23 protein-coding genes and 1 tRNA gene are annotated in these 24,101 nt (G+C 33.1%); 12 read left to right on the top strand and 12 right to left on the bottom strand.

What is annotated here, in order from left to right; genetic code table 11:
* Positions 1-353 precede the first annotated feature (353 nt).
* Positions 354-1,250 (top strand): AraC family transcriptional regulator, encoded by an 897-nt coding sequence (locus PH4a_RS13360; RefSeq protein ID WP_129040381.1) that lies wholly within the window; start codon positions 354-356, stop codon positions 1,248-1,250.
* Positions 1,251-1,344: 94 nt separating this feature from the next.
* Here PH4a_RS13360 and PH4a_RS13355 read toward each other — a convergent pair whose 3' ends face one another.
* Positions 1,345-2,841: a C69 family dipeptidase gene (locus PH4a_RS13355; RefSeq protein WP_129040378.1), complete on the bottom strand. Its 1,497-nt coding sequence runs from the start codon at positions 2,839-2,841 to the stop codon at positions 1,345-1,347.
* Positions 2,842-3,396: 555 nt separating this feature from the next.
* Between PH4a_RS13355 and dkgB the strand changes: the two genes are divergently transcribed.
* Entirely contained in the window at positions 3,397-4,200 is an 804-nt protein-coding gene (gene dkgB, locus PH4a_RS13350; RefSeq protein ID WP_129040376.1) for a 2,5-didehydrogluconate reductase DkgB, read from the top strand.
* Between the two features lie 44 nt (positions 4,201-4,244).
* On the opposite strand, the gene yafC is transcribed toward dkgB, so the two are convergent.
* The 3 genes from yafC to cbpA form a co-directional block, all read right to left on the bottom strand.
* A complete protein-coding gene (gene yafC, locus PH4a_RS13345; protein ID WP_129040374.1) occupies positions 4,245-5,135 on the bottom strand; it encodes a DNA-binding transcriptional regulator YafC in 891 nt (296 codons plus the stop codon).
* A gap of 90 nt (positions 5,136-5,225) precedes the next feature.
* Positions 5,226-5,543, bottom strand: a complete 318-nt coding sequence (gene cbpM / locus PH4a_RS13340) for a chaperone modulator CbpM (RefSeq protein ID WP_064719553.1) — start codon at positions 5,541-5,543, stop codon at positions 5,226-5,228.
* Positions 5,543-6,490: a curved DNA-binding protein gene (gene cbpA / locus PH4a_RS13335; protein WP_129041915.1), complete on the bottom strand. Its 948-nt coding sequence runs from the start codon at positions 6,488-6,490 to the stop codon at positions 5,543-5,545. The genes cbpM and cbpA overlap by 1 nt, the downstream gene beginning before the upstream one ends.
* Before the next feature lie 366 nt (positions 6,491-6,856).
* Here cbpA and PH4a_RS13330 point away from each other — a divergent pair, with 366 nt between their 5' ends.
* Positions 6,857-7,189: a TehB family protein gene (locus tag PH4a_RS13330; RefSeq protein ID WP_064719551.1), complete on the top strand. Its 333-nt coding sequence runs from the start codon at positions 6,857-6,859 to the stop codon at positions 7,187-7,189.
* A 9-nt stretch (positions 7,190-7,198) separates the two neighbouring features.
* Positions 7,199-7,537: a DUF1869 domain-containing protein gene (locus PH4a_RS13325; RefSeq protein ID WP_129040372.1), complete on the top strand. Its 339-nt coding sequence runs from the start codon at positions 7,199-7,201 to the stop codon at positions 7,535-7,537.
* A 72-nt stretch (positions 7,538-7,609) separates the two neighbouring features.
* Here the strand turns inward: PH4a_RS13325 and PH4a_RS13320 are convergent, their stop codons facing one another.
* Positions 7,610-8,482, bottom strand: coding sequence for a LysR family transcriptional regulator (locus tag PH4a_RS13320; RefSeq protein ID WP_129040370.1), 873 nt, complete (start codon positions 8,480-8,482; stop codon positions 7,610-7,612).
* 97 nt (positions 8,483-8,579) lie between these two features.
* Here PH4a_RS13320 and PH4a_RS13315 point away from each other — a divergent pair, with 97 nt between their 5' ends.
* Both PH4a_RS13315 and PH4a_RS13310 read left to right on the top strand, forming a co-directional pair.
* Positions 8,580-9,032 carry a multidrug/biocide efflux PACE transporter gene (locus tag PH4a_RS13315; RefSeq protein ID WP_129040368.1) on the top strand — a complete coding sequence of 151 codons (453 nt, stop codon included), beginning with the start codon at positions 8,580-8,582 and terminating at the stop codon, positions 9,030-9,032.
* A 65-nt stretch (positions 9,033-9,097) separates the two neighbouring features.
* The gene (locus PH4a_RS13310) at positions 9,098-9,619 is read left to right on the top strand and encodes a DUF4303 domain-containing protein (protein ID WP_129040366.1); all 522 of its coding nucleotides are present in this window, start codon (positions 9,098-9,100) and stop codon (positions 9,617-9,619) included.
* A 336-nt stretch (positions 9,620-9,955) separates the two neighbouring features.
* Here the strand turns inward: PH4a_RS13310 and gltP are convergent, their stop codons facing one another.
* The 3 genes from gltP to PH4a_RS13295 all read right to left on the bottom strand — a co-directional run bounded on the left by gltP (position 9,956) and on the right by PH4a_RS13295 (position 14,286).
* A complete protein-coding gene (gltP, locus tag PH4a_RS13305) occupies positions 9,956-11,254 on the bottom strand; it encodes a glutamate/aspartate:proton symporter GltP (protein ID WP_129040364.1) in 1,299 nt (432 codons plus the stop codon).
* Positions 11,255-11,602: 348 nt separating this feature from the next.
* The gene (locus PH4a_RS13300; protein WP_129040362.1) at positions 11,603-13,153 is read right to left on the bottom strand and encodes a methyl-accepting chemotaxis protein; all 1,551 of its coding nucleotides are present in this window, start codon (positions 13,151-13,153) and stop codon (positions 11,603-11,605) included.
* A 1,045-nt stretch (positions 13,154-14,198) separates the two neighbouring features.
* Positions 14,199-14,286: transfer RNA gene (locus tag PH4a_RS13295), tRNA-Ser, on the bottom strand.
* Positions 14,287-14,467: 181 nt separating this feature from the next.
* Here PH4a_RS13295 and tusE point away from each other — a divergent pair.
* Entirely contained in the window at positions 14,468-14,797 is a 330-nt protein-coding gene (gene tusE, locus PH4a_RS13290; RefSeq protein WP_064719545.1) for a sulfurtransferase TusE, read from the top strand.
* 48 nt (positions 14,798-14,845) lie between these two features.
* Here the strand turns inward: tusE and PH4a_RS13285 are convergent, their stop codons facing one another.
* A complete protein-coding gene (locus PH4a_RS13285) occupies positions 14,846-15,124 on the bottom strand; it encodes an acylphosphatase (protein ID WP_129040360.1) in 279 nt (92 codons plus the stop codon).
* 201 nt (positions 15,125-15,325) lie between these two features.
* Here PH4a_RS13285 and hspQ point away from each other — a divergent pair, with 201 nt between their 5' ends.
* On the top strand, positions 15,326-15,646 hold the full coding sequence (hspQ, locus tag PH4a_RS13280) for a heat shock protein HspQ (protein ID WP_208730471.1): 321 nt from the start codon (positions 15,326-15,328) through the stop codon (positions 15,644-15,646).
* Between the two features lie 78 nt (positions 15,647-15,724).
* Here the strand turns inward: hspQ and PH4a_RS13275 are convergent, their stop codons facing one another.
* Positions 15,725-16,138 (bottom strand): CoA-binding protein, encoded by a 414-nt coding sequence (locus PH4a_RS13275; protein ID WP_129040358.1) that lies wholly within the window; start codon positions 16,136-16,138, stop codon positions 15,725-15,727.
* A 139-nt stretch (positions 16,139-16,277) separates the two neighbouring features.
* Between PH4a_RS13275 and PH4a_RS13270 the strand changes: the two genes are divergently transcribed.
* Entirely contained in the window at positions 16,278-16,736 is a 459-nt protein-coding gene (locus tag PH4a_RS13270; protein WP_064719542.1) for a methylglyoxal synthase, read from the top strand.
* A 2-nt stretch (positions 16,737-16,738) separates the two neighbouring features.
* Here the strand turns inward: PH4a_RS13270 and helD are convergent, their stop codons facing one another.
* Entirely contained in the window at positions 16,739-18,790 is a 2,052-nt protein-coding gene (helD, locus tag PH4a_RS13265) for a DNA helicase IV (RefSeq protein ID WP_129040356.1), read from the bottom strand.
* A gap of 115 nt (positions 18,791-18,905) precedes the next feature.
* Between helD and yccS the strand changes: the two genes are divergently transcribed.
* Positions 18,906-21,083: a YccS family putative transporter gene (gene yccS, locus PH4a_RS13260; protein ID WP_129040354.1), complete on the top strand. Its 2,178-nt coding sequence runs from the start codon at positions 18,906-18,908 to the stop codon at positions 21,081-21,083.
* 112 nt (positions 21,084-21,195) lie between these two features.
* Here the strand turns inward: yccS and PH4a_RS13255 are convergent, their stop codons facing one another.
* Positions 21,196-21,804 carry a TfoX/Sxy family DNA transformation protein gene (locus PH4a_RS13255; RefSeq protein ID WP_129040351.1) on the bottom strand — a complete coding sequence of 203 codons (609 nt, stop codon included), beginning with the start codon at positions 21,802-21,804 and terminating at the stop codon, positions 21,196-21,198.
* 226 nt (positions 21,805-22,030) lie between these two features.
* Between PH4a_RS13255 and sulA the strand changes: the two genes are divergently transcribed.
* Together sulA and ompA are read left to right on the top strand one after the other, a co-directional pair.
* Positions 22,031-22,582, top strand: coding sequence for an SOS-induced cell division inhibitor SulA (gene sulA, locus PH4a_RS13250; RefSeq protein WP_064719538.1), 552 nt, complete (start codon positions 22,031-22,033; stop codon positions 22,580-22,582).
* Positions 22,583-22,930: 348 nt separating this feature from the next.
* A complete protein-coding gene (gene ompA, locus PH4a_RS13245) occupies positions 22,931-24,016 on the top strand; it encodes a porin OmpA (protein ID WP_129040349.1) in 1,086 nt (361 codons plus the stop codon).
* Positions 24,017-24,101 lie beyond the last annotated feature (85 nt).

Genomic DNA, 24,101 nt, shown 5'->3' with positions numbered 1-24,101 from the left:
CCTAATATAACGGGTTAATTCATTTATATATTCAAATTAGACTTTAATTTTAAATAAAAATATAAGATATCTCCGTATTTTATTAAAACAAATATAATAAATCTCATTACATATGAGAAATGTTTTTTTACATTTGCATTTCATACATAAAAATAGCTCTAGTCTATTTTTTATTTAATTCAAATTTCATACATAACTTTACATTACTTTGGTGCAGTTTTACCTAATATTGAGTAACAGCCGCTATTTGATATGTTATTATTTACTTCCTCTAACTAATAAACTCATTGCAGCTTAATAAATTTTTCGATTTTATTGAAATTTATCGATAGAGTGAAATTATAGGAACACTCATGCTTCAAGAAAATGTTGTTAAAGATATCATTATTTGGATAGAACAAAATTTAGACTCTCGTTTATCGTTAGATGTCATTGCTGATAAGTCAGGCTATACAAAATGGCATTTTCAACGTTTATTTAAAGCATATACAGGAATATCTTTAGGAAAATATATTCTTGCTCGACGTCTGTCTTGTGGGGCTTATGCCCTTCGTATCACCAAAAGTAGTCTGTTAGATATTTCATTAAAATATCAGTTCGACTCACAACAGACTTTTTGTCGTGCTTTTAAAAAACAATTCAATATTACACCATCAGAATATAGAAAAAAAATCGGTTGGAATATTAGTGAACTATTTTTTCCAGCATTAGAAAGCGTCGAGTTAGCCGCAAAATACGAAGTAATGACACTATCCCCTATTAATTTAGTTGGTACAAACCATTACTATAATAAAAATATTTCTGCATGGAACTCAGATAAAAAGAAGTTTAGAAAAGAATTCTGGGAAAAATTCTTAAGTGAAACTAAAATGGTGCCATCAGAAATATATGCAATACATAGAGCATCTGCGGGTTCACTTGATGATACAGCTTATATTTACACTACAGCGATAGATCAAGCACAACTACCTCCCTCAATAAATCTCCCCTCTATGACCAAAATGGAATTACCTGGGGGTAATTATTTAGTCATTACATTTACAATGGCCGAAATTTTAGATTCAATGAAAGGCTATGACGATATTATATATACTGCATATACCAAGGTTCTTCCTAAAATGAATTTACTACGTAGACAAGGGCCTGATATTGAACGCTATACGCTGAAACAAGCCATTAGTTACGATAAATTAGTTGAACAAAGTGAAAAACATTTACAAGAAATAAATTACTATATACCTGTAATTTAATCATTAATTGTATATTCCCATTTATAAAAAGATCTCAATATAATCAATTGAGATCTTTTTATTATTATTTTCTAATTCAATAAACTCATTTTAATTAGTCTTTTTTAGACTTATTAGCAAAGAATATATCACTTTGAATATCTTTAGTGCGAATAGTAAATAATTCATTAGTCAGATTTTCTGTCAGTTTTTCAGCATCAGACATCACTCGTAAATTAAATTCATTAAGCATCTTATCTGCGCCAACTTTATCTGTTTTTATCATTGCTAAATATTTATTTTCCATCTCTTTTTGTTCTAATGCTGTTTTTTCTTCCCATTCTTGATAAGCTTTTTTAACTATAGGTGCAAGTGTTGGATAATCAGTCATAACTAAAGTTTGTAATTTACGATATTTCCAATAAACTGAATCACTATCTGCTTTATCTGTTCCAATACTATAATGAGCCGGATATTCTTTTAATCCACTATAGTAAGGAACAAATGCAGTTAAATCGGCCATACCCAAACCAACATAAGTCACTTCGCCAATTTCTTGAGGAAATTCAGGACGAACTTGCATTACATGAGCTTCATAAGTTCTAAATACACTAATAGGCCGCCAAGTTTCATTTCCATTTAATCCATTTGTATAAGGATCATGTTTAGTCCCTTCAAAATGATTACGAAGCATAACCTTAGCCTCTTCAACAGATACTTTTTTCTCTGGTATTAAGAAAGGTGCAAAATTTCTTCCATCATCAACAGCTTGTTTTAACGATGGATTAAATTGTTGCTGAATAATCCATACTCGCGGATCATTATATGTACGATCTCTTTCATCATCTCGTGTATAGGCTTTAGAAAAATTAAAGGCGCCATCTTTTGCTGGATTATAAAGCCCGTTATCTACTGCAAATTCCACTAAATTTTTAGAGCCTAATATATCTTCACTTTTTACATCGTAAAATTGTAAGCGTCCTTGATTACCTGTAGCAAAATATTGATCTTTTGGTAATCTTTGCGCTATCCAATGATGCCCCGTTCCTGTTTCTAAATACCAAAGTTCATTTTTATCAACAACAGCAACACCAAAACCTTCACCTGCACCTTGGGTTTCAATTATATTACCTAATAATTCAATAGCTTCACGGGCTGTTTTTGCTCTTGAAAGTAAAACATCTGGAATATCATCTTCAGTAATTCCAGTGTCCTCAACATATGGGTCAAAAGTCAGCGCTTTAGGTGAAGCAAAAATAGATTCAGTACCACTTACTCCTACACCTAATTCATTAAAACCCGTTGCGCCATGTAGTTGTGTTTTCCAGTTTGGTACCGTGGTATAACGTAATGAGCTTTTAGGTAATGGGTAGGAAAAATCATTTGCACCCTTATGTTCTCTAGTGCTGTAAATACCCGTTTGATTATCTTTAGCTGGATGAATAATAAAATGTTGCGCTTTTAATGCATCACTATCCGCACTACGAGCAATAATTAGTGAACCATCATTTGTTGCTTCGCTGCCTGCAAGAAGTGTTGTACAGGCAAAACCTGAAGATATTAATGCTATATTAATTGACAATGCGATAACACATTTTTTAAATAAATACATATCATGCCTCATTTGCTTGTTATTTATAATTTATGCACCAATTAATTATTCTAAAAATTCAAAATAAAAAACTAGATAGTCAAAAGAACATAGGATATTAGCAATGATTAATGTTCTTTTTCCGTGATTAACATCTCAATGACTAGGTATTTAAATAATAAAATGATTAATTTATGGGATTGTATTTTTTAGATGAATTTTATTGCAATAATTATATAAAATATAAATACATCATTTAAATTAACTTGCTAAATACTTATTTAAAAATAAAAAACATTTAAACTGATAGTAAACTTTAATAAACCAGCTCCAGAAAAACTCATCTTATTTATAATAACTAATATTTTCGCTATATATTTATTTTATTTGTTAAACAATAAAATAGATTAAAAAATCTTAAAAATAATTCCCCCATCACTGATTATTGCTAATTTTGTAAAAGTCTTTTGCGGCTTTTCTTCTTTTTAAAATAAAAATAAAACATACAATAGCTAGCATTCCGTAGTTACTAAAGTAATTCACGTAAAGCAATTAAACCTTTTTAAGGAGAATATTATGAGCGTTCCAGTATTAGGTCTTGGTACTTTTCGTTTAAAAGATGATGTTGTTATCGCATCAGTGAAAACTGCATTAGAATTAGGGTATCGAGCAATTGATACTGCGCAAATCTATGAAAATGAAGCTGCAATTGGTCAAGCTATTATAGCAACAGGTATACCTCGCGAAGACCTTTATATCACAACCAAAATTTGGATTGAGAATTTAAGCAAAGATAAGCTTATCTCTAGTTTGAAAAAAAGCCTAGGTGATTTACAAACGAATTATGTAGATTTAACTCTTATTCACTGGCCATCACCTAATGATGCAGTTTCAGTAGAAGAGTTTATGCAAGTATTACTAGAAGCAAAAAAACTGGGTCTAACCCGTGAAATTGGGATATCAAACTTTACTATTCCATTAATGAAAAAAGCCATTGCTACAGTTGGAGCTGAAAATATTGCAACAAATCAAATTGAATTGTCGCCTTATTTGCAAAATAATAAAGTAGTGAATTTTGCCAAAGAAAATGGGATCCAGATTACATCTTATATGACTTTAGCCTATGGCAAAGCTTTAAAAGATCTCGTTATTCAAACTATTGCAAAAAAATATAACGCAACACCCGCTCAAATTATTCTGGCTTGGGCGATAGAAAAAGGATATTCAGTAATTCCATCTTCAACAAAACGTGAAAATTTGGCAAGTAATTTACTTAGTGTAAGTATAAAACTTAATAGTGAAGATATAAAAGCAATAGATTCTCTTGAATGTAATGATCGGCTCGTTAATCCAGAAAGCCTAGCACCTAATTGGGATTAATAAATAATTACTATTCTATGGTAAAGGGTGATAATACTATCACCCTATTTTCTTACAATATACTCACTTAGAGCATCAATAAATACACGTATACGCTGGCTTAACATTTTTTCACTATAATAAACCGCATTAAATGGTAGTGATATAGGCTGCAATTTATCTGATAACAACTCAATTAAATGCCCTTTTTTTATATCATTTACCAACATAAAATCAGATAAACATGCAATTCCATTTCCTTCAAGACAAAGCTGTCTAATTGTTTCGCCACTATTTGAGGATATACCTGATTTTATTTCTAATAACTGCCCCTCTTGCAATGCAATCGGCCACGTATTTAATGACACTGGTTCCGTAAAAGCCAAACAAGCGTGTTTTGCCAAATCTTCTGCGCTTTTTGGTATTCCATGATGTTCTAGATATTTTGGTGAAGCAACAATCTTACGGTAGCTATTAAATAAAGGACGTGCTCGCAAACTAGAGTCTGTTAAATTCCCTACTCTAATCGCAATATCAACTTTATGCTCAATTAAGTTTATAAATGTCTCTGAAGCAATTAAAGAAAGTGTTATTTCAGGGTAAGCTTGCTGAAATTGCTGAATAAAAGGTACTAATAAATGCAAAACAACAGGTGTCGCTGCGTCAATTCGTAATAAACCTTTTGGTGAAATTTGCGTATCAATTAATTCATTTTCTGCTAATTCCATATCTTGCAAGATTATCTGCATACGATGAAAGTAACGCTCACCTTCTTCGGTTAAACTTAATTGTCGAGTTGTTCGGTTCAATAAATTAACACCCAGTTTAGATTCTAGTTTTTTCACTGTTCGACTAACTGCTGAATTAGCTAATGCAAGTTGTTCTGCTGCTTTAGTAAAGCTGCCACATTCAACAACAGTGATAAAGACTTGCACTTCTTCTGATGTTGCTTTCATTATTTTCCTGTTATAACTCGATGCTCTAATAGAATTATAATTCTCCTATTAAAGCATCTTTTTATAAAGCTATTATTAATAGCCTATAGTCTACTCACTAATAAAACGCATTAATTGTTGCCGCAAATACTTATTATCTTGTTTAAGTTGATCGTTTTCTTCTAAAAGAGTGAGGGCTATAGCAATACCATGCCAATCTAAAGCTAATTCTTTATGTAACTTTAATGCTCGATGCATAACCGTAACGGCATTATCATCAAAAAACCATTCTTGAGTTTCTCTTTCTAACGGCTCAATTACACCTAAATTAACGATTTCATTTAGTTCATTTTTAGATACACCAGTATGAAAACAAAATTCTGTTACAGTAAATACTGCGGTGGTTGATTGCGTTGTGAATTGAGCCATTATTTATTCTCCCAATCTTTGCGTGGATTATAAGTAGCTTGGCTATCTGCAATTTTTTGCCATAATACGAGGGTTTCTTCATCTATCTTTGGCGGCATTACAATTTTTATAATGGCATAAAGATCACCGCTATGTTGTTTATTAACTAATCCCTTACCTTTAATTCGTAATCGTTGCCCTGCTTGACTACCAGCGGGAATAGTTAATAAGATTTTATCTTTTAATGTTGGTATAGGAATTTTAGCACCTAATGCTGCTTCCCAAGGCGTGATAGGAACCACAATTTCAAGGTCATGGCCTTTAATATCAAAAAGTGGGTGGGGTGCAATACGGATGGTTAACCATAAATCACCATTTTCACCGCCATTTTCACCTGCTGTACCTTGTCCTTTTAATCTAATACGTTGTCCATCACTCACACCCGCTGGAATCTTTACATTAAGCGTCTTAGGAATTTCTGTTTCTAATATACCGAAGACATTATAAACCGGAAGATGATAGCTAATAGTACGTTTATGTTCTTCTAATGTTTCTTCAAGGAAAACAGCTAACTCTATCTCTAAATCATGCCCACGTTGCTTTGGTGATTGCTGATAACGTTGTTCTTGTTTACTAAAAGGAGAGCCTTTACCAAAGAACGCAGCATAAAAATCATCAAAACTTTCTTGATTAAAATGTTCATGCTGGGATTGCTGATTTTGTTGTGTAAATTGCTTAAATTGGGGGTCGTTACGATGGGCCCACAATTCATCATATTCAACCCGACGTTGTTCATCACCTAATACTTGCCAAGCTTCAGCGACTTCTTTAAATTTCTCTTCAGCATTAGGCTCTTTGCTAACATCAGGATGATATTTTTTTGCCAAACGACGATACGCTGTTTTAATTGTTTTGAGATCATCTGTCGGTTTAACACCCATTATGGTGTAGTAGTCCTTTAATTCCATAGTCATGTCTCGTTTATCATTAATGAAGAATTAGTTTAAATTCTGTTCATATATAAATTATAGGACAGAGAAATCATCCCCGTTAATTAAATCTATTTAATAAGTATTCTCTTATTTAAGTCCCAATTGATTTTCTTAACAAGGATAAAAAACAATAAAATTTTTATATTGTAAATCAAATAATTAAGTTAACTTACGCTCTTTTCATAAGCTCGCAGCCTTAAAGGTGTATTTAAAATACTTTTTTATGGTGCGTAAATTTAATAAGATATAGCTATTATTTAGTTAGTGATTAATTATTACTTTTCTCTCCAACTAAGATAAAAGCTATGAAAATCAATTATATTCACTATGAAAGGAGAAAAAATGGAACGTATCATCATACCAACAAACTATATCCATATACGTGCTACTCCACTTTGGACAGTAGAAACAGCACCCAAATCAATTTGGGAAAGACATTTAGATAAAGGTACGCGGCAAGGTGTTTATCCTAAATTATCTGTGATGCAAGGTACTATTGTTTATTACGCTTATGCTGACGAATTCAGCCCGCTCCCCACTGAAACATTAGTCATTAATGCGGGTGAATTTGGTGTATTTCCACCAGAAACATGGCACAAAATAGAAGCAAAAACTGAAGATACTGTTTTTAATGTCGATTTTTACGTTGATCCTAAAATACTCGCTGAAGGTTAAAAGCTTATTATGGAAAATGAAAACAAAGGTTATTTATTAGAACTTATTTGTGTAAATAACAATAAAAAAGCCCAAAAGACCTATCTGAATCCTAAAATTTTATATATTCCTGAAGTTGCTACTAAAGAAATATTATTATTAGTTGATGCATTAAAAAATAAAACAGAACTTAATAATCAAGAGATTAATTTAGTTCTTACTAATAAAAATAATGGTGTTTCAGTTGATAAAGAGAGTAATTTAACACAATTACTTGATCCTGATATGTCAAACCTATTAGTAAAAGATCTGATTAATATTGTACGCGGCTATGATATGGATGAAGAGACCAATGTCTGCGGTTGGTAAGTACAATAAGGTAATTTAAAATACCCAATCACCTTCTAATAAGAAGGTGATCTCCATTTAATGCCACTTTATTTATCCGGAAAGAAGTGCATTATTGGTGAGTAATTTATCAATCATCCAATACCCTGCTTTTCCTGGTGGATTATTTTTAGACCATACTAGATCAAGATCTATTTTTTTAGGCCACCAATCATAATTAAGGCTAGTTAGTAAATCATGACCAAATTGTTCTACTAACCAAGTTGGTAATATAGCCCAGCCCATTCCTTGCTCAGCCATTTCAAGAAGTAATAAATAGTTTGGCGCTAACCAATTTTTTTCACTATTGATAACCATTTGAGCACTACTACTTAATCTTAACTGACGACTCATCGTTAAATGTTGATAAGTAATCTTTTTTTCTTTGGTTAATGGATGTGTTTTTTTTGCATATAGACCTAACTCACCTTGAATAGGTAATCTGGCAAATGCAATATCTGTAGGATATTCAATTCGAGATTCCATCATCCCAATGTGTGCTTGTTTATTTTGTAGCATATTGATGACATCGTCGTTTTCAGCAACTAAAAACTCAAATTCAATATGAGGAAACTCTTTATCTAATGTTCTGAGTAATTGCTCAGAATGTGGCGGCTGATAGATATCAGAAAAAGCGCAACTTAATCTTGGTTCAATATCTAGTGAAAGCTCTGTTCTTAATGCCTGCAAACGTTCGTCCGCTGATAGTATATCTTCAACTAGACTCAATACTTTTCGCCCAGCAAAAGTAAGTGTGGATTCTCGACCTTTACGATCAAAAAGTGCAAAACCCATATCATCTTCAAACCCTGTTATTGTGCTGCTAACAGTAGATTGGCTCTTATTTAATTTTCTTGCCGCTGCCGAGAATGATTTTAATGAAGCTGCTTCAACAAAGGTACGCAAAGTTTCAATAGAATAGTTCATATGGTATCGCTTTTATCGATGGCTCCTATTTTGTATATATATAAAAATTTGCCAATAATTGCACTTGTTTTTTGTTACCAATAAATTAGAGGTGTATATGAGCAAATATCAAAAAACATTTGCTGAGCGTGTTTTTCATGCTGTTTCATTTGAAGTTATTGCTATTTTAATAACCGCACCGCTTAGTGCATGGATTTTGGGACGCTCTATTTTTCAAATGGGTATGGTCGCCATTGTGTTATCAACATTAGCAATGCTTTTAAACTTATTTTATAACATAATTTTTGACCACTATTGGCCCCTATCAAAAGGCTCTCGTCCAGCAAAAATCCGGATTATTCATGCTATTGGCTTTGAGCTAAGCTTTATTATCTTTGGTTTACCAATACTCGCTATTTTGTTAAATATGTCATTATGGAATGCATTCATGCTAGAAATTGGATTTTTTGCCTTTTTCTTATTTTATACTTATACATTTAATCTTAGTTACGATAAATTGCGTGAAAAGTGGTTTATTCGTAAAGAAAAACGTATTGCAATACGAAATTAATATTATTAGTTTATTGGCACCGCTTTAGATTTAGCGGTGCTTTTCTAATGAATAAGGATTTTTAAATGCTATTAGATAAACAGACTATTGAAAAAATCAAACAGGATGTTGTTTCTTTTGCCATCGAAGAAACTGAAAATTTTCTAATAAAAAATAAAGATAAAGTGTTTTATGCCTTCGCATTTGATCTTAATGCGGAATATGGCGAGATTAATCTTTGCTTTAATACTGAAGATGATTTTAGTAAAACATTACAATATTACCAAAATGCCAATAGCTCACATGGCTACAGCTCAAAGGAAGAGATACAAAGTTTAAAATACAATACTGGCGACTGGGAATATCAGTGTTTTAGTACCATTTACCCTATCAACGAAAATGTGCTAACAACCATTATTCAATCATTAAATGATAATTCACTGCCCAAATTTATCGAAGAGCTTGTACAAATTTTCTCTGAATGTCTAATATTATTTAAGCAAACAGAAACTTATCAAAGAATTCCTAAAACTACTGATTTTATCGCATTTACTATCGATCATGATGAAGAAGTAGAAGAAGCCCTACTCAGAATAAATAAATATTAATTTTATATGCGGCGCTAAAAGGAACAGTAATAATTTTGTTCCTTTTCGTTATTAATATCGATAAAGTTATTTAATATAAATAATAACTTAAACACTTCTTTTCAGAATATTATTCTATTCCATTAAATATTATCTTAATAAAAAATACATTATTATTTATATACTTTTTAATATTTAAACGTTTTTCTAAAAAATTAAAATTTTTATTATCAATATAGATAATCTTAGGTTGAATTTTTACTAAATATATTAAAAAATTATATCTCTGCAAATATAATTTAATTCAAAAAAAGCTCCCAAAGAGCTTTTTTATTTTAGTGCTATAAAAGTTATTTTTTATTTAAAAGTAGCTTCATATTCTTTTGATTTTTTACTATCGAATTGACGTTCCCATTTAGCAATGACTAATGCAGCTAAAGCATTACCAACAACATTGAGTGCCGTTCTTGCCATATCTAAAATTCGGTCAATACCAGCAATGAAGGCTAATCCTTCTAAAGGAATTCCTACTGAGCCTAATGTCGCCAAAAGAACAACAAACGAGACACCAGGTACACCAGCGATACCTTTCGATGTAATCATTAAAGTAACAACCAATGTAATTTCTTGCCATAGGGATAGATCAATACCGTATAACTGGGCAATAAATATCGCTGCAATACTCTGATATAAAGTTGAACCATCAAGATTAAAAGAATAACCAATTGGAATAACAAAACTTGTTACAGATTTAGAAGCACCATATTTCTCCATTTTATCCATAATTCTTGGTAAAACGGTTTCTGAACTCGCTGTTGAATAAGCTAATATCAGCTCATCTTTTAAAATTTTAATTAACGTAAATATATTTATATCACAGATTTTCGCAACAATACCTAATACCACAATGGCAAAAAATAATATTGCGCAATGAACTAACACTACCAATTTAATTAATGGAATTAACGAAGTGAAACCAAAATTAGCAACGGTAACAGAAATAAGTGCAAAAACACCGATGGGTGCATACATCATAATCATATGAGTTACACGGAACATGGTTTCAGAAAAGGTTTGCAATACAACTAACAACGGCTCTTTTTTCTCTTGTGGTAATGATGAAAGCCCCATACCAAAAATAACAGCAAAGAAAATAACTGGTAACATTTCCCCACTAGCCATCGCAGCAAATATATTAGAAGGAACAAGCGACAATATTGTAGCCATAATTCCATGAGAATGGCTTTCTATTTGTTGTGTTGTTTTTTCATACTGAGAGATATCAACTTGATTGAGTGAAGACATATCAATGCCAACACCGGGTTGGAATATATTAGCTAAACTAATTCCGACAATAATTGCAATTGTAGTGATGATCTCAAAATAAAGTATTGTTTTAAATCCTAGCTTACCTAGTTGTTTTGTACTGCCCACTCCCGCAATACCAACAACCAATGTTGAAATAACAATAGGCACTACAATCATTTTAATTAACTGAATAAAGATCTTACCTGCTGGTGATAAAAAGTTCTCAATTAACCACTCTTTACTTTGATTATCATGTAAAATAGCGCCAACAATTATTCCTAATACAAGGGCAACTAGGATTTGCCACCCAAGCCCAAATTTAAATTTGTGTGTTTGTTTAGTTGTCATTTTTATATGTCCTAACTTTTATTTTCATTTTGTTATACTTGATCTCTCACATAAATGACAAATAAATATTTATAAAAATAGTGTTTTACAATAAATCAATTAACAACAAGCCAATAAAAATAACACAGAGCAAAAATAATAAACATATTTATAATTATTTTTATACATATCATTAACCAATGGAATTTTAATTTATTAATTTTCCATCATTCTTTAATTAGTCATAAAAATACATTTTTATAAAATAGTCCAAAAATATTTTATTCATTTAATGATATTAAAGGCTACTACATGATTATATGTAATAACCTTTAAGAAATAATTTAATTAAATATTTACAACGAAAAATTATAAATGACTAAGTTTAAAATAACTTACTAATTTATTAAGGTTGATCGCTTGTTCATTTAATGAACCGGCCGCTGCAACTGATTCTTCTACTAACCCAGTATTCTGTTGGGTTGTTGAGTCTAATTGAGCAATAGCATTATTTATTTGTGAAATACCATCGCTTTGTTCGCTACTGGCTTGTCCGATTTCTCTTAATAATGCATTTATTTCCTCAACATCAGTCACCATTTTCTTGATCTGTTGCCCTGCTTGCTCAACTAAATCCATTCCCTCTTGTGTTTGTACTGATGAGTTTTCAATTAATATACGTATATCATTCGCTGAAGTAGCACTTTTTTGCGCTAATAGTCTAACTTCACTTGCAACAACGGCAAACCCATTACCATGCTCACCCGCTCTTGCTGCTTCTACTGCAGCGTTTAACGCTAAAATATTAGTTTGAAATGCTATTGCATCAATTAAATTGATGATATCTACCATCTTCGACGATGATGTATTAATCATTGTCATTTTTTCAGTGACTTGTTCCATCATAGTTCCATTATGATGTACTGCAATTTCGGTTTTTTCTGCTACAGCAATAGCATCATGAGTATGCTCGGTTGTATTTTTAACTGTCGAGGTCATTTGCTCCATTGAACTCGCAGTTTCTTCCACTGATGTTGCTTGTTCTTCTGTTCTTGCTGCTAAATTCTGACTACCTGATGTAATTTGCTCGGCAGCAGCTGAAATACTCTGTGAACCATTTTGCACTTCTTGCACTATTTCCAGTAAATGCATATTCATATCTGATAATGCATGTAATAAAATACCTGTCTCATCACGAGAATTAATATTAATATTTTGAGTTAAATCACCGTTAGCTATTGCTTGAGCAAAATTAACCGCTTGAACTAATGGGCGTGTAATAGCTCTGGTGATAAACCATCCCATAGCACTACCAACTACAATACTTAAAATAGCCAACAATATTAAATACATTCTTTTTTCAAGAAAGTCATGTTCAACTTCATTGCCAAACTTATACATTTTTTGGTTCTGTAGCTCAATAAATTGAACTATTTTATCTCGATACCTCTTTTGAATATCAGAGGTATTAGTTAGCAACTCATTGATAGCAGCTTGTCTGTTATTATCACTAATCGCTTGCACAACATAATTTTGTGAATTTATATATTTCTGACGAATATCGTATACTTCAGCAATAATTTTTTTAGATTCACTATCATGAGTATTTTCTTCTAACTCCTTCAATAATTGTGCAATTTTTGCAGTAATCTCTTTCTTTTTACTCTCTTGTTGATGACTTAAAGTGCCCCGTTCATCTAACATAGAGAGCTGTTGGAACCCAATAAATTCATTAAAATAATTAATTAATAAATTTGCTTTTACTGTAGAGGGATAAATATCCTTTACAATATCTTTTATCCCCTCATTTGCACGATTTAATCCGACCAACCCGAGTGTAGAACCAAGCATTATTAATATAATGAAGGTAATAAATGCGGTAGCTAATTTTGTACCAATTTTAACATTATTAAAAAACATATTTTGCCTTTTTTGCTTCTGCCATTAATCAATATTGATAACTTATTGATGAGTTGACAGTATCGGTACACTATTTAAGAACTTTAGTTAGTTACGTAAATATATTTAGCTAAAAAAACTTGCATTGATGCGTAACACAATATTGTGATTCTAAAAGATTTCTATTTGTGTTTTAGTGCGATGAAATATGAGGAGTATGCTCTAAGAGATTTATTAAAAATACAATCTTATTTAGGTAATGTTATACTAAATTTATACTCTTATTATTGTGTTAGTATCCAGTTTCTATATATTTTGTAATTGCTTATTTTATAAAGAATATAATGTAAAAAATAAAAAATCGTAGCTAACCATTGGGAAATGCAAGATCAAAAGGAATATCAGGGTAAGGTAGATTCTCCATTACAACCTCGCAATATAGAAGGTTGACCATTTTTAATCATTATTTTTTAAATTCGGGATAAGATATTTAGCCATATCGCAAATTTCACCTACACTTGGTGTTTTTTTAAACTCTGGATCACTTACTTTGAATTGACACCCCATCCCCCCGCTCCTTGGAAATATGCAGAAGCAATAATAGTATTAACGAGACGTTTGCACGAATTTTTTCAGAGCCTTCATATTTCCAGCAGGCTAATTATTTTGGGCGATTAAGATTTCTGAAAAATTAGGATACTTATTACCTTCGGAATTTTTAGCTATCGCACCAACAGAAATAGCACTTAATAATCCCATATATATTCTTTTCATATTTGCCATCATTTAAATTAATAACAGAAATACTAAGCAACTAATAAGTTTCGGACAACAAAAATCTCTAAAAAACCTTTATTTACAGCAATTTGGCTTTTTCTTTTTTGATCGATATTTGAGTTATATTTATAGATTATCAATATTGTATAGGATTAATTGCAAAGAAAATTCTCTACAAAAAACAGAAATAATAAGTGATATTAATAAATATAAATAGACAATGATTTAATGATAAGGCTTGATTTTACTCGATTTGGGAGACTTCAGGAGACGCTAGGAGATGTTGAAATGGCGGAGGAGGAGAGATTCGAACTCTCGGATGGTTTCCCATCGGCGGTTTTCAAGACCGCTGCCTTCAGCCGCTCGGCCACCCCTCCGCAATGGGGAGCAATATAAACATCTAAGCTTATATTGTAAAGCCCTTATTCTGCTGTTTGTCTTAAAATTAAACGCATTCAGGTTCAATGGATTAATTAATCAACAATTTACCAGTAGTACTTGGGTATTTTGCTCATTTTTGCTAAATTAAATTATTATTTTTTATTGGTTATATCACATATGTTTGTATTTAATGGACAAAAAATCGAGACAGATAGTCACGGTTATTTAAATAATAGCAATGAATGGACCGAAGAAATGGTTCCAATATTAGCTGAACAAGAAGAAATTGAACTGACAGAGCAACATTGGGAAATTATTCGCTTTGTACGCCAATTTTATTTGGAGTTTAATACTTCTCCCGCCATTCGTATGCTCGTTAAAGCATTATCCCAAAAATATGGAGAAGAAAAAGGTAATAGCCGCTACCTCTATCGTTTATTTCCTAAAGGTCCTGCTAAACAGGCAACAAAATTGGCCGGTTTACCAAAACCTGTCAAATGTATTTAGCTTATTACCTTTAGCTAAGATTTTAGCTATAAATAGCCTAATCCTATTTTAAAAATGGCGGATTGAAAAGTCCGTCATTTGTTCATATTGACAAGGGGTTGCTGACCAAAAAGTAATTTTACTTCCTATTGGGCCACCAGCTTCTAACCACCGTTCTAAATTTTGTAAATCTAATTCATTACCAAAGGCTTTTATGCCCACACTGCCATCTTCACGGTTCCAAACGTAACCAGTAATAGTTTTTTTTTGCATCCATTGGTATGTATTAAAACGAAAACCCACGCCTTGAACACGCCCTTGAATAATATACTCTCTGCCTACTGTCATTTAATCTCCATATTGTCCATTTAAAATAAATATTCTAATAAGGTTATTGTCTTTTCTTTATACAATAGATAATCTGATTTTGTGAGGTGTTTAGTTCACGCTGAAAAATAAAGAATTTTATTTTTTGACTAACTTCTTGAAATTTCACTTTATGCCCTCACATATACAGTTAATAAAGTAAGGCTCTGTGGAGGTGATAATATGATGACCGCCAGCAAATTTGGAATAGGCCAGCAGGTTAGACACAAATTACTTGGTTATTTAGGTGTTGTTGTCGATGTAGATGCTGAGTATTCCCTTGATCAACCCAATGAGGATGATATTGCATCTAATGTAACCTTGCGAGCCGCCCCTTGGTACCATGTTGTGATGGAAGATGATGAAGGACAACCCGTTCATACTTATCTTGCTGAAGCACAAATTACCTATGAATTATCGGACGAACATTTAGACAATGATTCACTAGATGAATTATCACAGTCAATTCGAAGTCAATTACAGGCACCAAGATTAAGAAACTAGCAGCATACAACTTAAGTAACATCAGTAATAATCGATTATCGCCGAACTGGTTTCGGCGATTTTATTTTGCTTGATAAGTTACCAAGGCAAGCCATGTGCTTCAATCTCTTGCTTAGGACAACGATCCATTACCACTCGTAAACCTGCTTTTTCTGCCAATATTTTGGCTTCTTCATTAATCACACCAATTTGTAACCACAATACTTTAGCCTTAATTTCTATCGCCTCTTTTGCAATTTCTAATGCAACAGATGACTGACGAAATACATCAACCATATCCACTGCAACTGGGATATCGCCCAACGATGCATAACATTGTTGTCCAAGTAAAGTTTGCCCTACCATTGCGGGATTAACAGGAATAACCTCATAGCCCTGTTCTAATAAGAATTTCATGACTTTATAACTTGGACGCTCTTCTTTAGCACTGGCTCCAACTAATGCTATCGTTTTGACACTTCTTAAAATGTCATAGATGTCGGAATCAACCATTTATATACTCCGTAAATTAAGCAGAAGATCGAAAATATTATGATACATCATAGTATCTTGATGAGTTCATAGCTTGTAGAATAAAAAAAAGGTATTTTTACAATTGGAATAATAACTGTATTTATTTTAAAGGTATCAAATGGAACAAATTGACCGCACGCTCCCTATAGAAAAAAATATCGCGCTTGTTGCACATGATCACTGTAAAAGTTCGTTACTTGAATGGGTTCAAAATAACCGAGAACAACTTGCGATCCACCAGTTATTTGCGACAGGGACAACTGGAAATCTAGTTAGTCAACATACTGGATTAACAGTAACTCAAATGCTAAGTGGCCCAATGGGCGGCGACCAGCAAATTGGTGCCATGATTGCTGAAAAGAAAATAGATATTTTGATTTTCTTTTGGGATCCACTTAATGCAGTTCCACATGATCCGGATGTTAAAGCGCTCTTGCGCTTAGCGACAGTCTGGAATATTCCTGTTGCAACCAATCGTTCAACAGCAAACTTTTTAATTTCTTCCCCTTTATTTGCACAAGAATCAAAAATTAAAATTCCTGACTACGAAGGTTACTTAAAAGAACGTTTAAAATAGTTTTAAGGTTTCTTCTGTATAGGAACACCTTGAGCTTTAAGTTCTACAACAAAACAAGATGGCTGTTGTTTATTAAATAATAGCCATACTTGTTTTTTAGCTCTTGTCAGTGCGACATACATTAAACGTCGTTCTTCTGCATTAGGATAATCTTCAACTTTAGGTAATAAAGCAACTTCAATAATAGATTCTCTTGCAGGTGCAGGAAATCCATCCTTTCCGTCTTGTAACCCTAATATAATTACATAGTCAGCCTGCTGACCTTTTGATGCATGAAAAGTCATAAATTGTAGATTCAATTTAGGCCAACGTGTTTGTGCTTTTTTCAATAATTCAGGTTGCAAATAGTAATAGCGTGCGAGCAATAATATTGTTTCATCTTCGGTAACATAACCGCTCATTTTATTAAGTAAGTTTTCTAGTTGATCATCTGGCAGCAATACCACCGATTTTTTATTACCTTTTACTAGACTATTTAATGGTTTTGATAATTGAATCGGATTTTGTTGAATAAATTCATTAGCAACCTGACCTATAGTGTCATTAAAACGGTAGGTCGTATCTAGTGCATATTCAGCACCCTCACCAAATTGGCGATGAAAAGCTGTTGTTAATAAGAGTTCAGCGCCACTAAAACGATAAATTGCTTGCCAATCATCACCAACCACAAATAAAGCAGTTTGTTTATTTTGCTGTTTTAATGCCATAAGTAATCTGGCCCTTAATGGCGAAATATCTTGAAATTCATCAACTAAAATATGTTTCCAAGGATTAATAAAACGGCCTTTTTCGATAAAATTAATTGCCTGATGTAATAAGCCAGAAAAATCTATTGCGCCTTCTTCTTTTAATGCTGCTTTCCAAGCTTTTAATAATGGTGCTAGTAATTTTAGATGTTTTTTAAAGGTATCTATAAATTCAGGTTGAACACTTTCAATAATCTCTTTTTGGCTACCACCTTGCATTCTTAATAAACTGATCCATCGCTCTAATCTAACAGCCACTTGATTTTCTAATTTTTTATCGTGCCAAAATTCACCTTCTGGAATATTCCATGCGAGCTCTTGAGAAAGCCACTCTCGCCAACCTTTTGCCTGTGCTTTTTTCTGCTGACATTGATTACGCCACTCTTCTAATAATAATGTACAGCGTTTTTTATTATCTGTTTCTAAGCTACTTATTTTAGGTTGCTTTTTAGTAGATTGTTGAATAATAGATAAAGCGAGTGCATGAAATGTTTTTGCAGTAATATCGACATTCAAGCGTTCAGAAATACGTTCATTTATCTCTTCAGCTGCTTTACGCCCAAATGCTAATAAAAGAATTTGATCAGGTTGTGCTAGCTCACGGCGAAGCAACCACCCTACTCTTGCGACTAATACAGATGTTTTCCCACTACCTGCCCCCGCTAATACAAGAGTATTATTTTCGCCATTAATAACAGCTCTACACTGCGATTCATTTAAAGGCGAAGATTCAATAGTATTAAAAAACTCGGCATACTGATTTAGCATACGTGTTGTCCAACAGCTATTTTCTTCGTCTATTAACGTGTCACCTTGTTGCAACCACTGTAAGCAACGTTGATAAAGTTCTCGGCAATTATCAAATTGAATGAGGCGCTCAAGGGGTAAAGGAATAGCAGAAAAACTTTCTTGAATGGCTTGTTGAATATCTTTAAGACGAGAACGTTTTATCCATTGATTTAAATTGATGACATCATTAATAAAACGAATTTGTTTTTCAAGAACCTGAGCACTTATTTCGCTCATTTCTTGACTCCATTTTTGCCATATTTGCAGAAGATAACGATAAAATTGTTGGGTTTCTTCCCAGTCCGTTCCATGTAATCGAACAACTTTATCATTTGGGAGTAAAAATTCTAACTCTCCCCAAACTATTCCTCGTTTACAATAAATATCGATAAGTTCATTAAAAGGGATTAGGTACTGATGTTTTTCACCACTAACTTCAATACCTGCATTTAACAATTTAACTCTATTATAAGGATGTTGTGCTAAACGCTGTCCCATTGGGGTGGATTTCAGTTCCATACCGTAATTCCTGCAATAAATAACAAATAGTCTGTAGTTAAGCCCTTTTTAATCGGTGATAAACCCTATATTCTAAGAGGTAATTATCTTCATCTTGTTTATTTAAGGGCTTTTTGTGTTCAATCTGCTAAATGGCGCACGCCGATTTATCTATAATAGCCATTTTTTATATTATATTCGCATAATAATCGCGCTTACGGGAACGACTTTATTTCCTTGGATTTTAGGACAAGAACCTAAATATACAATACCACTGACTTTAGGTGTGGTTGCAGCGGCATTAACCGACTTAGATGATAGACTTGTTGGTCGATTAAAAAATTTAGTTATTACCCTTTGCTGCTTTTTTATCGCTTCCGCATCAATAGGTATACTCTATCCTTACCCTATTTTATTCTTTTTTGGTCTCGCACTTTCTACTTGGGGTTTTATTCTATTAGGTGCATTAGGCCAACGTTATGCCACTATTGCTTTTGGTGCACTGTTAATTGCAATTTATACTATGCTTGGGATGCCTATATTCCCTATTTGGTATGAACAACCTGCTTTATTACTTTTGGGTGCTATTTGGTATAACGTATTAACGTTAATTGGCCATCTTTTATTTCCTATTCGCCCTGTTCAAGATAGTTTAACGCGCTATTACCAACAGCTTTCAGCTTATCTTGAAGCAAAAGCAACTTTGTTTGATCCTGATATAGAAGAAGATTATAAGCAGTCACTTTACACGCTAGCTATGGCTAATAATCAGTTAATTGAGGCGATGAGCCAAACAAAATTGACACTATTAAGTCGTTTAAAAGGTGACCGTGGTCAACGTAGTAGTCGTTTTACTCTTCATTATTACTTTGTTGCTCAGGATATTCATGAAAGAGCGAGTTCATCTCATATTCAATATCAGCTATTAAGCAATGAATTACGTCATAGTGATGTGCTATTCCGCTTTCAGCGTCTACTTTCTATGCAGGCTAGAGCTTGTGAACAAGTCGCTCAATCTATTCTATGGCATAAGAAATATCAGCATAACCCACACTTTGAACGTGCGATTAATTATTTAGAAAACTCTCTTAATCTATTAAAAAAGACCACCACAGAACCAAACTTAATTGGACCTTTATATAATTTACTGCAAAATCTCCAAGGGATTGATGCATTATTACGAAGCATCAGCACAGAACAATATCAAATATCTCATGACCAAAAAGAAGAGACACAGTTATCTGATGAAGGCTTAACCGGGTGGAGAGATATTGCATTACGAATAAAAGGGCATCTTACCCCTAAATCAGCATTATTTAGACATGCCGTAAGGATGTCTCTCGTTTTATGTATTGGTTATGCCATTATTCAATTTTTTAATTTAGATCGAGGATATTGGATTTTATTAACCAGTCTTTTTGTCTGTCAACCTAACTATAATGCGACACGCCGACGACTCACTCTGCGTGTAAGTGGCACTATTATTGGTATTTTAATCGGCTTTCCAATCCTTTATTTTGTACCTTCTATCGAAGGGCAACTTGTGTTGATTGTGGTAACAGGCACTCTCTTCTTTGCTTTTCGAACAATACAATATGCCCATGCCACACTTTTTATTACCTTATTAGTGTTATTAAGCTTTAATTTATTAGGTGAAGGCTATGATGTTGCCTTACCTCGTATAGTTGATACTGTAATAGGTTGTGCTATTGCATGGTTTGCAGTGAGTTATATTTGGCCTGATTGGAAATTTCGTCAACTCCCTTTAGTCATTAATAAAACTATGACACATAATTGTTACTATCTTGATGCTATTCTTATTCAATATTATCAAGGTAAAGACAATAGCGTGAATTATCGTATTGCTCGCCGTAATGCACACAGCAGTGATGGCGAACTGGCATCATTAATTTCTAATATGGCATCGGAACCGAAAAGTTATCAGACCTCTCAAGAAGAGGCTTTTCAGTTACTTTGTTTAAACCATACTTTATTAAGTTACATTTCAGCGTTAGGTGTTCATCGCAATAAAATAACAGACGAAGCAGTGCTGACATTGTTAAACGATACAGTTTGCTATATTGATAGCGCGCTACGCAGAAAAGAATATCAAGACGATGCTTTTAAACAAACTCATCATCAACTACTCGAGCGCGTGAATGCACTTTCTAATACAGAGGATAGCCGTGCTCAATTAGTTCTCACTCAAATTCGACTATTACTTGATTTACTTCCACAAATAGTCAGTTGTATCCAATTCATTGAGTCAAGTGAATTAGGTAAAAAAGAACACAATGAAACGGTGCAAAGTTAAACCTTAAAAATAGATAGTTATTTTCTCTAATTCCCACAAGAACATTAGAGAAAATAACATTTAATATTTACTCAACACGGTTATCGAATAGTACGGCTATTAAATTTCATCATCATAAAAATGATAATTCATCATGCCAATTCAGTAATTCCATTTTTAATTGATCAGGTAATACTGAACGATGGCACCCAACAATTGCCCCAGCTAAAGAAAGCAATAACTCACTATTTTTATAGTTATACAACTGTATTAATTTTAAATAACTCGCTTTAGCACCTAGATGTCGTAATTCTTCTACTTTATTAATTCCAATTTGATTTAACTTTTTCTCTAACATAACCCCAAGATTAGGAAGATCTTTTATTCTACTAGGCTGTTTTCGCTGCCCTAAATATTCCTGAACACTATAGTGATATGATAAATCAATATACTGTTCTAATTTTTTTTGATCTTTCCATATCACATCGGTGATACGGTAGTAACGTAACGTTATTGGCCCTCCTTTTTTTAAATAGACATAAGCATTCATTTTAGTTGCTTTATATAGCGTCTCTAAAAATCCACTTCCTTTTAGGTAAAATTCACCATCTGAATTTATAGCTAATATAATTTCATCAACCATCAAACTAGAACCACCAAATTGCGATTTAGTGGTTAACGCTCCATATTTCGCAATACGCGATAACACACGAGCCTTCCTTTGCTCAGATAAAAACAGCATTAAAACTCCATAATTGGCATTACATTTTTTATCTTTGAATTCAAAAACATGAATACTACTTGGATATATAAAACAATAAATAATTTCTCTTTTTCTGCCAATAGCTATCCTCCCCAAATTATGGATTTAGATAAAAATTGAGATCAACTTTCAAAAAATTGCTCTTGATTTAAGCGAAATTTAGATATACTGTATATTCATACAGTACATAATGAATGAGGTAAATATGAAAATCTCAACATCATCTCCGACAAGACAACATACCATTCTCCAAGAGATCTCAAATGAGGTATTGCCTCTATCTATAGCATCTAGTGCTATAGCTTCTGTACCAAATGATAAGCATGGCATGGTAAGCGAATTACTTTATCAAAACCCACTGGTTATCAACCATATTTTATTACCACTGCTTAAGCAGTATAGCCATGAATCACGTTGGTTACTTTGGGTTAATCCACAACAAAAACTAAACCGTCATTGGCTACAACAAGCAGGTTTGCCTTTAAACAAAATCATACAACTGAATCATGTTCATGCCATCACAACTGTAGATTTAATGAAGAAAGCATTGATGAGCGGAAATTACAGTGTTGTTTTAGCGTGGTTACCAGAAATATCGTCAGATGAAATGAAAGCTTTAGAATCTGCTGCCAGCCAAGGCAAAAGTTTGGGTCTTATTATGCGTCAGCAAAATAAGAATAATATCCAAATAGAAAGTACAAATACTTTTAAACGACATTTGAATTCCGTAAAAATTCATTCATTACACTACCATTAGTGAAATTTAAGAGTTTTCCTAATACTCAAAATGCCTAGATATCATTTAAGATAAGGAATAAGGATTTATAACCTAAATCATGAAGTTACAATAAATTTAACAAAAACACAGAATGTTCCCTATTGTAGCAATCGACGGATTTTTTTAAAATTTTAAGTCGAATATTAAAGGGATACTTGTAACTTTTTAAGTTCATTGTAGACTTTATATCGTTAAGGTTATGCTTTAAATCCCAATTTTTGGGATCATCATTTGATGAAAGCATAGAATTCCTAACAATAATTTAACCAAGGGCAAATAATAAGGCTTAAAGCCAAATGCCTAACTTGGATGATAACGAGGCGTAAAATGAAAAAGACAGCTATCGCATTAGCAGTGGCAGTGGCAGCTTTCGCAACTGCAGCGCAAGCAGCTCCAAAAGACAACACCTGGTATACTGGTGGTAAATTAGGTTGGTCACAATACCAAAGTACAAGTAATCATTTCGGTGATACTTCTATTGGTAACGGTAATACTCACCGTGATCAATTAGGTGCCGGTGCATTTGCTGGTTATCAATACAACCAATACTTAGGTTTTGAACTGGGTTATGACTGGTTAGGTCGTATGACTTATAAAGGTTCATACGATAACGGTGCTTTCAAAGCACAAGGTATCCAGTTAACAACTAAATTAAGCTATCCAGTAATGGAAGACTTAGACGTCTATACTCGTTTAGGTGGTATGGTATGGCGTGCAGATTCAACTGCAACAGTTGGCGCTACTTCACTGAACCAAAAACGTTTCTCTGAAAACGACACTGGTGTTTCTCCATTAGTTGCTTTAGGTACTGAATATGCGATCACTCCAAACATCGCTACTCGTATCGAATACCAATGGATCAACAACATCGGTGATAAAGACACACTGAATACTCGCCCAGACAATGGCATGCTGAGTGTTGGTGTTTCTTACCGTTTCAACCAAGAAACTCCAGCTCCAGTTGTAGCTCCAGCACCAGTTGTAGCTCCAGCTCCAGTTGTAGAAAACAAAACCTTTACTCTGCGTTCAGACGTTCTGTTTAACTTCAACAAATCTTCACTGAAAGCTGAAGGTCAAGAAGCTCTGAATGGTCTGTACAGCGAACTGGCTAACATCGACCCAACTCAAGGTCGTGTAGTTGTTATCGGTTACACTGACCGTATCGGTTCTCAAAACTACAACCTGCCTCTGTCAGAAAAACGTGCTCAATCTGTAGTAGATTACCTGGTATCTAAAGGTATCCCTGCAAACAGCATCTCTGCAGAAGGTCGTGGTAAAGAAAACCCAGTTACAGGTAATACCTGTGACAACGTTAAAGTTCGTGCAAAACTGATCGACTGCTTAGCGCCAGACCGTCGTGTAGAAATCGAAATCCAAGGTACAACTGAAGTTGTTGTTCAACCTGGTAACTAATTCTGATAGTAGATTTATCTACTGCTGAGAATTCAAAAACCCTGTCAAATTGGCAGGGTTTTTTTTATGATTAATTTGTATAAAA

The sequence above is a fragment of the Proteus hauseri genome (assembly GCF_004116975.1).
Taxonomy (GTDB): Bacteria; Pseudomonadota; Gammaproteobacteria; order Enterobacterales; family Enterobacteriaceae; genus Proteus; species Proteus hauseri.
This window is presented reverse-complemented; position numbering and strand designations above follow the sequence as displayed.

Bases quoted from the DNA above. Each gene is read 5' to 3' on its own strand.
- PH4a_RS13275 (WP_129040358.1), bottom strand. From the start codon at position 16,138: ATGGTTGATTCCGACATCTATGACATTTTAAGAAGTGTCAAAACGATA.
- yafC (WP_129040374.1), bottom strand. From the start codon at position 5,135: ATGAAAGCAACATCAGAAGAAGTGCAAGTCTTTATCACTGTTGTTGAA.
- tusE (WP_064719545.1), top strand. From the start codon at position 14,468: ATGTTTGTATTTAATGGACAAAAAATCGAGACAGATAGTCACGGTTAT.
- PH4a_RS13315 (WP_129040368.1), top strand. From the start codon at position 8,580: ATGAGCAAATATCAAAAAACATTTGCTGAGCGTGTTTTTCATGCTGTT.
- PH4a_RS13300 (WP_129040362.1), bottom strand. From the start codon at position 13,153: ATGTTTTTTAATAATGTTAAAATTGGTACAAAATTAGCTACCGCATTT.
- PH4a_RS13325 (WP_129040372.1), top strand. From the start codon at position 7,199: ATGGAAAATGAAAACAAAGGTTATTTATTAGAACTTATTTGTGTAAAT.
- PH4a_RS13270 (WP_064719542.1), top strand. From the start codon at position 16,278: ATGGAACAAATTGACCGCACGCTCCCTATAGAAAAAAATATCGCGCTT.
- ompA (WP_129040349.1), top strand. From the start codon at position 22,931: ATGAAAAAGACAGCTATCGCATTAGCAGTGGCAGTGGCAGCTTTCGCA.
- sulA (WP_064719538.1), top strand. From the start codon at position 22,031: ATGAAAATCTCAACATCATCTCCGACAAGACAACATACCATTCTCCAA.
- PH4a_RS13285 (WP_129040360.1), bottom strand. From the start codon at position 15,124: ATGACAGTAGGCAGAGAGTATATTATTCAAGGGCGTGTTCAAGGCGTG.
- PH4a_RS13360 (WP_129040381.1), top strand. From the start codon at position 354: ATGCTTCAAGAAAATGTTGTTAAAGATATCATTATTTGGATAGAACAA.
- PH4a_RS13330 (WP_064719551.1), top strand. From the start codon at position 6,857: ATGGAACGTATCATCATACCAACAAACTATATCCATATACGTGCTACT.
- hspQ (WP_208730471.1), top strand. From the start codon at position 15,326: ATGATGACCGCCAGCAAATTTGGAATAGGCCAGCAGGTTAGACACAAA.
- PH4a_RS13310 (WP_129040366.1), top strand. From the start codon at position 9,098: ATGCTATTAGATAAACAGACTATTGAAAAAATCAAACAGGATGTTGTT.
- gltP (WP_129040364.1), bottom strand. From the start codon at position 11,254: ATGACAACTAAACAAACACACAAATTTAAATTTGGGCTTGGGTGGCAA.
- cbpM (WP_064719553.1), bottom strand. From the start codon at position 5,543: ATGGCTCAATTCACAACGCAATCAACCACCGCAGTATTTACTGTAACA.
- cbpA (WP_129041915.1), bottom strand. From the start codon at position 6,490: ATGGAATTAAAGGACTACTACACCATAATGGGTGTTAAACCGACAGAT.
- dkgB (WP_129040376.1), top strand. From the start codon at position 3,397: ATGAGCGTTCCAGTATTAGGTCTTGGTACTTTTCGTTTAAAAGATGAT.
- PH4a_RS13255 (WP_129040351.1), bottom strand. From the start codon at position 21,804: ATGCTGTTTTTATCTGAGCAAAGGAAGGCTCGTGTGTTATCGCGTATT.
- PH4a_RS13355 (WP_129040378.1), bottom strand. From the start codon at position 2,841: ATGTATTTATTTAAAAAATGTGTTATCGCATTGTCAATTAATATAGCA.
- helD (WP_129040356.1), bottom strand. From the start codon at position 18,790: ATGGAACTGAAATCCACCCCAATGGGACAGCGTTTAGCACAACATCCT.
- PH4a_RS13320 (WP_129040370.1), bottom strand. From the start codon at position 8,482: ATGAACTATTCTATTGAAACTTTGCGTACCTTTGTTGAAGCAGCTTCA.